At 36.2% G+C, this 11,896-nt stretch carries 9 protein-coding genes; 8 read left to right on the forward strand and 1 reads right to left on the reverse strand.

Going from position 1 to position 11,896, the window contains the following annotated elements:
* Positions 1–615 precede the first annotated feature (615 nt).
* Positions 616–2,022, reverse strand: a complete 1,407-nt coding sequence (locus ACP8HH_RS03920; protein WP_438316111.1) for an IS110 family transposase — start codon at positions 2,020–2,022, stop codon at positions 616–618.
* Positions 2,023–2,662: 640 nt separating this feature from the next.
* On the opposite strand from ACP8HH_RS03920, the gene ACP8HH_RS03925 reads away from it, so the two are divergent.
* The 8 genes from ACP8HH_RS03925 (at position 2,663) to ACP8HH_RS03960 (ending at position 11,802) form a co-directional block, all read left to right on the forward strand.
* Positions 2,663–3,964, forward strand: a complete 1,302-nt coding sequence (locus ACP8HH_RS03925; RefSeq protein WP_438316113.1) for an AAA family ATPase — start codon at positions 2,663–2,665, stop codon at positions 3,962–3,964.
* Positions 3,948–4,493, forward strand: coding sequence for a hypothetical protein (locus tag ACP8HH_RS03930; protein ID WP_438316116.1), 546 nt, complete (start codon positions 3,948–3,950; stop codon positions 4,491–4,493). The genes ACP8HH_RS03925 and ACP8HH_RS03930 overlap by 17 nt, the downstream gene beginning before the upstream one ends.
* 848 nt (positions 4,494–5,341) lie before the next feature.
* Positions 5,342–5,548, forward strand: coding sequence for a hypothetical protein (locus ACP8HH_RS03935; RefSeq protein ID WP_438316118.1), 207 nt, complete (start codon positions 5,342–5,344; stop codon positions 5,546–5,548).
* A 1,230-nt stretch (positions 5,549–6,778) separates the two neighbouring features.
* Positions 6,779–8,554 carry a flagellar filament capping protein FliD gene (gene fliD / locus ACP8HH_RS03940; protein WP_438316121.1) on the forward strand — a complete coding sequence of 592 codons (1,776 nt, stop codon included), beginning with the start codon at positions 6,779–6,781 and terminating at the stop codon, positions 8,552–8,554.
* 37 nt (positions 8,555–8,591) lie between these two features.
* On the forward strand, positions 8,592–8,984 hold the full coding sequence (gene fliS, locus ACP8HH_RS03945; RefSeq protein ID WP_438316124.1) for a flagellar export chaperone FliS: 393 nt from the start codon (positions 8,592–8,594) through the stop codon (positions 8,982–8,984).
* Positions 8,977–9,213: a hypothetical protein gene (locus ACP8HH_RS03950; protein WP_438316127.1), complete on the forward strand. Its 237-nt coding sequence runs from the start codon at positions 8,977–8,979 to the stop codon at positions 9,211–9,213. Before fliS ends, ACP8HH_RS03950 begins: the two co-directional genes overlap by 8 nt.
* Before the next feature lie 254 nt (positions 9,214–9,467).
* Positions 9,468–10,358: an HNH endonuclease gene (locus ACP8HH_RS03955; protein ID WP_438316130.1), complete on the forward strand. Its 891-nt coding sequence runs from the start codon at positions 9,468–9,470 to the stop codon at positions 10,356–10,358.
* Positions 10,359–10,383: 25 nt separating this feature from the next.
* Positions 10,384–11,802, forward strand: a complete 1,419-nt coding sequence (locus ACP8HH_RS03960; protein ID WP_438316132.1) for a hypothetical protein — start codon at positions 10,384–10,386, stop codon at positions 11,800–11,802.
* The last annotated feature ends 94 nt before the right edge of the window (positions 11,803–11,896 follow it).

Genomic DNA, 11,896 nt, shown 5'->3' on the forward strand with positions numbered 1-11,896 from the left:
AGCGTATTGATAATCATTTGTCTTACAATAGCATTAATGGGGAAAGAAAAATGTGATATAAATCACGTTTTTCTATTTGGTGTGCCCGGCATGGGCGTAATAAATTTGAATGGTGAAAAAGGCCAGATAGTATCCTAGAACGGATAAAGATTAGGCCCCTTAATTTTTAGGTACCTGTGCACGAAGCTATTCTGACTATACACTTCAATTACATATTTATTCGGTATATGCAGAAAAACCCTTTGTATTTGTATGTATATACAATTGGTTGAATTGTTTGTTGTTGTTTCATGCACAGCGTTTAATGTGAAATAAGTCAAGCGCTATTAAAATAGATTTTTGGCCGCACGAAACCAAAGCCTCATAATGGTATTTTTTTGAAACTCAACAATCACAGAACATATAATGGCGTTTTTCCGCAACGTGAAAGGTCTTGCGTTTCATTTCACAGGGATACATCCTATTAAATACAAGCTCACGTTCTTTAACGTTTTATTCGTATTTGTGAAACAAGACCCATGACGCTGTGCAACGAGGTCATTAAAGCCTCAGGTACCCTAATCTATGTGGTCTACGTTCCGGGAAAACACCTTTGTCTACACTTATATTTTGTGCTTACAGTTCTTCTACTTCTTTTACATATCGTTGATTGAACAGCTTTTGCTTATTCGTATTTCTTAGTTTGCCAGCGATGACTTTTTCCAGACAATAGTCCGATTCACTACTTTTATACAACTTTTGTTCATTGATCATGGCAAAGGCAATCCGTAAGATTCGATTCCCTAGAGCGATATAGGACTGGCCTGCTTTCTTTCCTTTGTCCTTCATCGCCAAATACCGGACTTTCATTTCAGGATTCTGAACCGCAACGTTTTTCCCTACCTGGTAGACCACGTTACGAAAAGCAGCTCTACCTTGTTTAGATATCCGATAATGATTCGCCTTTTTCCCACCGGACTGTCTTACAATTGGGTTCGTGCCGGCCATTTTGATGAGTTGTCCAGCATGTGAATAGTCATGGACGTTCCCTATTTCAGCGGTTAATTCAGCTGCCGTAGTGATGCCTAAACCAGGGATACTTAAGAGGATACCACCATCGGTCTCCAGTAGTTTTGCTTCAATTACATCCTCTAATTGCTTGATTTGGCGGTGAATTAATTCATATTCATCAAGTTTTAGTTGGAGTAAAAGTAACTCGCTTTCAAGCATAGACTTTGGTTTGGAAATCGAATTCTCTGCGTAATTCAACAGCCTATCGACAACATCCTCTCGTAGCTTCAGGTTGTTTTCAATAGATATCTTCCTAAGTCCGGCTTTGCCTAGGGTTAAGATATCTGACGGGTGAGGATGATTTCTCATCAAGAAAAGGGATGTTTTTGAAACAAACTGATCCAAGATTTTAATGACCTTATTTTCACCTTTGACCTTCAGGTTTTTCCCTTGAAACTCACGAAAGATGTGATCCATATACAAACGTAGGTGATTGATGGTCCTTGTTTGTGTGTTGACCAGTGTCCTTCTGGCCCTTGTTAATGTCTTTAACGATTCAAGCTCAAGTATCGACTCTACACTTGTTCCACCACGCCCATGGAGTAAAGATTGGACGATTGCCATCAAATCTACACGGTCTGTTTTCGTATAATTCAACACAGTTTCTCTTTCCCTGGCAGTCGTCGCGGCATTCAAAATACGGACGACGTAACCTTCATTCATGCACAGTCTTACAAGGTCTTCATAGTAATGCGCGGTCGTTTCAATTCCAACAATCACTTGTGAAAGTGCATAGGTTTCACACACCAAATCAATGTATTTCTTCATCAATTGATAGCCCGTCATTGACCCATCGAACTCAAATGGCTCCTGTAAAATATCACCGTAAATAGTACATACCATCGCTGTATTCACAAACTTCGCTGCATCAATCGCTACAATACAGTATTCTTTCGCCTTTTCTTCTCGCATTAAACGATTCCAATGACTTCCGTTCTTCCCCTGAATATGATTTAATGATAGTGTGACCATTGTTTTCAGCTCCTCCTCTTTAGTGGGGTGGTATATCGGAAGTTCTGTGATTGGTACTTCTCCTATACCCTGAAAACAATGGTTTTTTCATTTTCCAACTATCTATTTAACATTATAGGTACCCCAAATCCAACAACAAATCTTTCAAAATGGCCTTTTATGAGCCGGTCGTCCATTACTTTCCCGTAGGTAGGAGGGGATACGGGAATATGATTTTTCAATTGGTTGTAGCAATAATCCGCCCATCCCCCAATAATTTACCGCATATGAAATTATAAAAACCGTTTGTGTTGTCAATCATTTATATCCCTTCAAAGTTATTGAGCGCTTATTTCTATTTTAACAAGGCCTTAGATATAAATTACATTCGATTCACGCTTTATTTACCGATATAGGAATCTGGATAATTAAGTAGACTACTAAAAAATATGCCTTGGTGTCTATAGCCCAATATCAGATCCAAATAAATTTAAGGATTGGATGAAATAGGTCTTAATATGATTTCAAAAGGGTGTTATAGAAGTAAAAAATGTTCCATTTGAATATTGTATCAAGGGTAATGATATACTAGATAAAGGAACATAATAATATTTGGATGTAAATAATAAAAACACTATTTTTTATTGGGAGAGAGCGAATTATGAGGATTGGCATAAAAAATATCGGAAGTATTGATTGTGCGAATTTAAAGATTAATTCAATTGCAATTATTGCTGGTGAAAATAATACAGGGAAAAGTACCATCGGGAAAAGTGTCTATGCACTTTTTCAAGGAACGAAAAATGTTGAAGAAGGAAATCTGAATGAACAATATTTATCCCTTTTACGTGAGTTACGAAGATTAAAGAGTTTTTTTGAATTTAAGTCGGGGGATTTTGATGAAAACTTCTTTATCAGTTTTTTTAATGACGTAGAAGAATCGTTGGAAGAAAGGGACTTGGCAAAAGTAATGGAACTGTTCAAACTACTAAAAGAAGATAATCAAGTTAATTATGAAAATGAGGAAATGAAAAAATCTGCCTTTTACGAAATCGATAGATTTCTTAGGGTACTCAATATTGATGTTACTTCACTTAATTATAAAACGAGCTATTTGGAAAGAGTCTTTAAAGATGAATTTTCTAATTCTATTAACTCCCTGTATAATAAACAATTGCCAAGTGAAATTACGGCAACTTGGGAGAAAAGTAGTCATAATAAAATAGTCTTCAATGATAATATATTAAATAAAGATGAGACGCATATTGAACATTTTAAAAATTTGGGTGCAATTTATATCGATAATCCATTCGTTTTGGACGATGTTTCTCCATCTAGATTTTATCGTTTTAATTCATTTCAGTTTACAAGAAACTCACTCGACCATTCCACGCAATTACGAAATTTATTACCTACCCTTTTGAAAGAGGTCACTCTCTTTGATGAGTTTGTTAATATGGGTCGGTTTGATGATATCCTTTCAGAAGTAATTAAAGGGACCATAAAGTTTGATGGAAAAGGTATACAATTTGAGGAAAATAAAACGGGGTCGGCATACCCGGTAAACAACTTGGCCACAGGAATTAAATCTTTTTCATTAATTAAATCATTAATTGAATCAGGAGAGCTTTCAAGAAATGATATTTTAATTTTAGATGAGCCAGAAGTTCATTTGCATCCATCGTGGCAATTGAAATATGCAGAGCTAATTGTTCTTTTATCTTTAGAATTAAACATTAAAATTTTAGTAACTTCTCACAGTCCTTACTTTGTTGAAGCAATTGAATTGTATTCAAAGAAACATAAGATTAATAAGTTAGTGAATTATTATCAAACCGTAAGAAATCCGAATGGAAATACACTGAAAGACGTGACAAATGATTTACCTTTACTGCATGCTGATTTTGCAAATCCATTTATTCATTTAGAAAAGTTGAGGGATGAATATGACGACCTTGATTGAACTAGAAGAAAAATTATTAAATCAAGATTGGGAATCATCAACTTTTAAGCAATGCTCATTTGATGATCAGCATAATGTTTTTGTTTGTGAAAATGAAACGATAGAAGTATTTGATTTGGATGAAATTAAAGAAATCATGTTGAAAGAACGATATCTTGTCCCTGCGTCTATAGACGCCATATGGATTGATCATAGGAATCATACCCTACATCTTGTCGAGTTCAAAAATATATCAAAAATGTCAAAAAACAAGAAGAAAGAAATTCGCTTAAAAGTCTTGGATAGTCTGCTTTTTTTAGATGTCGAGTTTGGCGTTAGGTCAGCCGAAGAATTTTCTATTGTGTTTGTTCTAGTGCGGACATTGGGTATGGGGGAAAGAAGTTCCTACCACGTAAAATCAAGGGCGAAGGAGTATACGCCAGCATATTTGAAGTATATTAAAGAGCTTGCGGGAATAAAAGTATTTGAGTTGATGCCGGAGGACTTTAATCAGTATCTTGAAAACAGTGAAGCATTCCTGAAGTCGTAATGCTATAACGTTTTACATAATCTAAATGATCCCAAGTGGTTAGGTCTACTTACCTTACAAGGACCGGGTTATTTAGCGCGGCAAACATGAGTAACTATCACTGGATTTTAGATGGCTGTGACACAATTCCGATTTGATTAATTAAGTGATGCCTGTGCCTTTTATCTTAGTGTTCGAAGCCAGTCAACTGATTTCGTTATTCTAACACGATTCTGACACCCGAACTAGGTCGATGAAATCCGTAAGGCACACAACACCGCCCGAAGCGCCCAGCCCCTACTGAGAAATCAAAGGGTGAAGATATAGTCTATTCTATGCTCGAAAGACATAGCGGCAAAGCAAGCCAACCAACAACCACAAGACGTTTTACAACTCCTTCGTTAATAGTAATAACAAAAACACGGTCCGCGAAAGCGAGGCCACTGAAAAAGTCTTGTTTTTTCTAAAATAAATAATGAAATCCCATATTATAGTTACTTTTCAACCTATATATGGGGAATAGCATCTCAAATTTTCATGAAAGTCTTTATCAAGTGGAGCGTTTATATTCAGAGTTTTGGTTTTTCAGTGGCCTCCGCGAAAGCGGCCGTGTTTTTTAAAAGTATAGAAGCCCAGGTTACCTCTTAGTCGAGGAAGTAAGGTTCAAACTTAAGGTTAAAATCCGCTCTGAACAGATTATCCAAGGGAATTTCACTATTTATTATACCGATATATGAGTTTGTTAGAACTTGATATCGCACAGTTGACTATCATTATATATTTGACTAATTAGAATGTATGTTCTATAATAGTGATTATACAGAATATATATATATTCTGTAACTATGTCTAAGAAAGTAGGTGTTTAAATGGGAACTTATTATGTGAATAAAAATTCACAATCAAATGGAGATCATGAAGTTCACGAGAGCATATGCAGTCATTTGCCAGCTTCTGAAAACCGTCAATACTTAGGTGTTTTTGCAAATTGCGGAGATGCAGTTCGAGAAGCAAAGAAATACTATGTAACAGCTGATGGTTGTTACTATTGTTCAAGCCCATGTCATAAGAAATAATTCTAAAGAATAAGCATTGTCAAAGCTTCTCTTCTAATTTTATATTAGTATTTCGATACCTGGTTATGATATAATTCCAAGTCATTCTGGTTAACAAAACGCGGAAGGGAAAATATGGCCGCGTTTTTACTTTATAATTGATCCAATTGAATCCCTCCAAATTTCACTCCACTTATAAATAACAGCCTAATAACTCCTATTCAATAATCCCGTGACCTCCTTATTTTAGGTACCTGTGCGTAAAACCATTCAGATTATTCAACATAATTACATAATAATACAAGCCTTGGTGGAAATAACTAGCTAAACCACTATTCTTATTATAAATATACAATTGAATGAATATAGTATTGGAGTTTCATGCACAGATACCTTTTAAAATTTAAATATTGAATGACAGACACAACGTTGAGATCGTTCTCGACAATATTACTTCTTTTAATACTCTTAAGTTCTTTAGTTATTGCTGGATGCAAATTGCCTTGTAGAGTGGGTGCAATATGCATTTCGTCTGCAGCTGAATTTGCTATCGTAGTGGGGGCATTTTGCAATGTCTGGTCAGGCAAAGACGAATAGTCAATCCGGTATCTTTTCTTTTTTATGCACGTCTAATAAACCCATTTATACCAATCCCTCCAGTTTCGGGAAATGAGCGATCTAAAATGGAGTTGTTGAAACAAAATGGCCTCGTTCAACCTAACATGTACCGCCAATTACGGAATGATTTGAAGCGGTGCCTTATTGATTAATAACTTCATATGAAACCCCCCTTCATTAAATACCACTTAAACATACCTACAGTTGATGGCGATTTTATTCGTAGAAGCACGATAACTTTTACACAGTCGAATGGGACTGCTCATTAGTTATATAGACTTAAAACCACAAAAAGGATACCAAGAAGTTAAAATGTCTTTTGAATTAATTTTAGGTATCTTTTAAATAATATGATCTTAGACCCAATCGAATACTATTTTAATCCCATTTTACTTAACTATCATTATATTAAGCCGATACAAAAAGTAATGAAGATTCATAAATACAACCTATTCAATAAAAGATTCAGCAACAGTCTGACAATGAACAACAGTTGTCAATCGATAAAGTGATTCAACGACGGACGAGGTCGTACGGAAGATGCCATCAAATAACCTGTTGGATATTCATGCGGCAAAGTGCGAGTTTTAGGCATGCCGTCAATCGTAAAATTTAAGGAAGGCGTGATTATAAATGCGAATTGGTGGACTAGCTTCAGGTTTTGATACGGAGAAAATGGTAAATGATTTAATGAACGCGCACCGTATCCCTATGGACAAGATAACACAGAAGAAACAATACCTAGAATGGCAATTGGATGATTATCGTGCAACAAACCGACAACTGTTTGACTTTAGTAAAAAGACGTTTGATACAATGATCTTATCAACGTCATTTTCTGCGAAGACAGTAAATGTTTCTTCACCTGATGATGTAGCGATTCGAAATATGGGGTCTATGAGCGATTTTTCTGGAACGATTAAAACTACTCAGTTGGCTAAAAATGCAACATTGCAAGGCGGACGAAGTATTAAATTTGTTGAGCATAAAATTGGGGAACCAGAAGTAAACGTGATGCAATCGGCAAATTCAACGCTTAAACAATTAGGAATCACCGGAACGGAATTAATTATCAATGCACCGGATAAAAATGGTAATATGCCAACAGAAGGTGTCCCGATAAAATTTAATCCTGAAACAGATTCAATAAGTTCTGTTCTTAGTAAAATAAATGAATTAACAGGAGTAAGTGCATTTTATGATTCGCATACAGGAAAAATTGCGATGACTGCTAAAAATAGTGGTGCTGGAAATATTGAAGTTACTGGTGATTTAGGGGAGTCGTTAGGCCTTTCTACTACATTTACGCTTCAAAAAGGGGCTTCGAAGACCTCTACTTTGGGTAGTCTTGGAATAACGGATAAGACAGAAATAAAGCTTAACATGCCCGATGGTACAACAAAAACATTGAAATTTAATTCTGTAAATACATTGGGCGCTATTGTGGATCAAATTAATATTAAGGCTGGAGCACCAATCTTCCAAATTTCAAATGACGGAAAGATTACAAGAATCGAAAATGATGAAAATACCGAAGATATAACAATTACAGGTGATTTAGGTGCTGCTCTAGGCTTGACGAGCACTAGTACTGCGGGTCAAAATGCGAAATTTAATTTAAATGGACTTGAAACAGAGCGTGCTTCAAACACATTCCAAATCAATGGTTTTGAATTCACGTTAAAACAGGAATCAGCAATAGGCGCTGCACCTATTAATTTCAGTTCCGCGCCAGACACTAATAAAATATTCGACACTGTCGTTAAATACGTGGACGAGTACAATAAGCTAATCGAAGACTTAAATAAACAAATCCGTGAAACTAAATATCGCGATTTCCAACCCCTTTCTGCTGAACAGAAAAAGGATATGAAGGAAAAAGACATTGAGCAATGGGAAGAAAAAGCGAAGAGTGGTACGCTACGAAATGATAGTACTATTTCCAATATGCTTACACAAATGAGGTCCGCATTAATGGGGTCTGTTGGTGGTGTATTATTATCAAGTCTTGGTATTACTACTACCAAGGATTTTACCGCCAATGGTAAGCTCGTTATTGATGAAACAAAATTAAAGAAAGCAATTAGTGATGACCCGAATAAAGTACATGAACTGTTCTCTAAAGACGGAGATACTGTTGAGGAGCAAGGGTTTGCTCGAAAACTTCGAACAATTATCGATAAAACTCAAACGTCTATTGGTGACCGAGCGGGTAAGATTGGATCCGTTAATGATTCGTTTTCACTTGGCCGCTCACTAAAAGAAATGGACAGTCAAATTGCACGTTTTGAAGAACGTTTAAAAATGATGGAGAATCGCTATTGGAAACAGTTTACAGCGATGGAGACTGCTATAAATCGCGCGAATTCCCAGTCAGTGACTTTAATGAATGCGTTCAACTATAATTAAGTAAATTAGTTACCAAGAGTTAGGAGACCAATTATAAATGGCTATGAATAATCCCTATGCAACCTATCAAAACAATACTGTTAACACATCAACTCCTGGCGAACTTACGCTAATGTTATACAATGGATGCATGAAATTCATTGAACAAGCGAAAAGGGCGATGGATGATAATAATATAGAAGAAAAAAATAAGTCTGTTCAAAAGGCACAAGCCATTATTTCTGAACTGATGTTGACGCTGGATTCCTCATACCCGATTTCAGCCAACATGCTTGTCCTTTATGAGTTTGCGAATAGCAGACTCATTGACGGTAATATTAAAAACGACAGTGCCTTATTCGAAGAGGCGTCTGACATCATAAAGGAATTTCGCGATACGTGGAAGCAGGTTATTCAAATAAACCGGCAGAAGCAGTATGCGAATGTTTGAAAACTTCGTAGATGAAATAGAAATACTTAAACAACAGCTCGAATTGATAAAGAAACAAGATCGAGTTCTTGAAGAGATTGAAATTAGGCTTCACCAAATGAAGAAGATTGCACAGCAAGCAGCGAATAATGAAATGCCAACAGAAGAACGGGAACAATTGAATGAGCAGATTCAAGAGCATCAGACTGTTATAAAGACATTGGAAGATTATATGCATAACGGACTTTAAGGTTACTTATTAGCTATTCGTTTAAGAAAATCTATCAATTACTCGAAAATTGGTTTTATCTGTTGATCATATTGCGCAGATAGTGCTGTCATAATATTGAAAGAGCTACCCTGAAATTCTGATTGGGTAGTTTTTTTTTGTGCTAATTTTATCTAATTCATTATTTATTATGAATTCATTGCATTTTTATAGTATAATAGACTTATTATTAAAGTTACTTGTGATTCTTTAGATACAGAATGGGAGTGTGGGAAATGAAGTTATTTAGCATGATTGGGACGGTAGTAAACACGATAGGCGGAGGTATTGTTAAGGCTGGTGTGGATTTAACTGGAACTGTAGTTAGTACAAAGTTTCCTAAAACAGGTGACTACATTAAGGAAGTTGGACAAACGGTTGTCATGTCATCGACAAAAGTCATTTCGAATACGGCACAATTTGCAGACGGTACTGCGACAGGGGCATATGGTGTGTTTACGAAGGATGAAGAGAAAAAGTCTGAGGGTTGGGCAGATATGAAAGATGCTTCTGTGAATACTGCAAAAGGAATTGTAGGCGGAGTTGTCTACACAGGGAAAAGTATTGGACAAACGGTGAATGGTGTTATTCATCAAGATAGTGATCAGTGGATAGGTGGTTTGCAAAATCTGGGAAAGGTAACAAGTGTGATGTTAGTGGGCGTAGGGGTTTTAGATATGATCGATGCTGATGTAGTGGAAGCTGTGGAGGTAGATACTAGAAATATGGCGCTCAACGGTAATGTCCATGAAGTGACCGGTGTTCCTTTTGAATCGAATACGGTTGAGGGTGCAGACGGAGTTACGATGGGAGTTTATCCAGTATTTGATGCGTCTTTTGAAGTACAGTTACCAGAAGATGCTTATTTGTATTCAGATACTGTTCATATCGGTATTGCCAATATGGGTCTCTACGAAGCGATTCAGGAAAATCCATCTCTCGCAAATGATTTAGGCTTTGACCTACAAGATATTGAGAATTTACAGTCCTCTGTTACGCCAAGCGGATATGACTGGCATCATCATGAAGAACCAGGACGAATGCAATTAGTGGAAGAAGAAATACACGGCGGTACAGGCCATACTGGTGGACGTAATTTATGGGGTGGCGGGACCGATGCTCGCTGAGTAAGTTAAAAAGGGAGCGGGTTTTATGCATAAATTTAAAAAATGTGTCCTACTAGTGTTAAGTAAGCTGGGGGTGGGAGGACGATATCTGTTTTCAAAGTTTTTAAATGCGGCAGATGATTCCATTACAAAAATGCTGTTTATATTAAAAGAGAACAAGGAGCAATTGAATGATTATTTGGTTGACCGTAAGATTTTGCTTCATTCAATCAAGCAAAAGCAAGTCGAAGTCGAATCTTTACGCTTGAAAATAGCCGAAACTGATAAAAGTGACAAAGATCAAACAGGACGTCTTATTCGATTATATGAAAAGTTAGAGTTGAAAACAGATGAACTAGCTCACTATAAGCAAGAGTATCATGACGTCCAACAATCAATTGAAGCATCGAAAAAAGAAATACATACACTTACTGATGAGAAAAATCAGGTATTGGACAATCGGAACGGGCTAAAGCTTGAATATGATCAATTGCGAATTGTGATGGAAGAAAATCTTTTTAAGCAAAAAAGATTAGAAGATGAGCTAAGCCGTTTAAAGAAAAAACAAACTGAATTTGATAGCGCGGATGTTGAAAATAGTACGAAAAAAGAAATAGAAGAAAAGATGAAAGAGATTGAAGTGCTCCAACAAGACAAACATATATATGAAGATAAATTTAAAAAAGTAGAGCAAGATTTAATGAGAGAAGTTAAACGTGTGGCGAAATTGAGTGGGAGATTACAGACTGTTCAACAAAAACTACATGGAAATGAACAAGTTATGATTAATTTTGAAAACACAATTCATACAAAAACGGAACAAGTTCGAATAGACCGTCAAAAAATAGAGCAGTTGACAGCTGAAAGAGTTGTGTGGCAGGAACAGTTGGATAGTAATCAAGAAGACCATCAGATTGCATTACTTGAACTACAAGATATAGGTCAGAAATTGAGTTTAAAGGATGATGAATACACAGCCCAAGCAATTAAGTCGGAAGAAAAAATAGAACAATTGAAAACTGAACTGCTTAATGAGAAAAATGATTTTGCTCTTCTAAGTGCGACAAAGGGGGCACCAGCGGAGATTACAGTAGAGGCACTTCGTATTTTAGAGCGGGAGTATGAACCACGGTTTCAGACACTTTACGCGGGGAGTAAATTCCATCAGTCGTTTTATAAGGATTTCTTTTCTCTGGTACCGCCAGATCGATTAAAAGTGGAAGCAATCATTGCCAACTTAGAACGTAATTTTGACCAGGCGATAATAAAAACAAGGGAGAATACCATTAAAACACACTCAGGGGAAACGATAAATGAGTATCCTTTTGGGGCTGATCATGCTGGAAGAATTTATTTGAAAGAAAATAATAATAAAGTTGAGTATTTCCGCATCAGTCGTACGAAGAATGGAAGAGGAACACTCGATCAAAAAAAAGTGATTGCTTGGTTGAAAGCAAATGTATAAGAAGTATAGGGATCTTTTTAAAGGCTATACCAAAAGGTATTTAACAATTGTCTAACATTCAAAAGCTCATGTAATCTACGTAGAAAAAAGATGA

The organism is Sporosarcina sp. FA9, from assembly GCF_051550205.1.
Lineage (GTDB): Bacteria > Bacillota > Bacilli > Bacillales_A > Planococcaceae > Sporosarcina.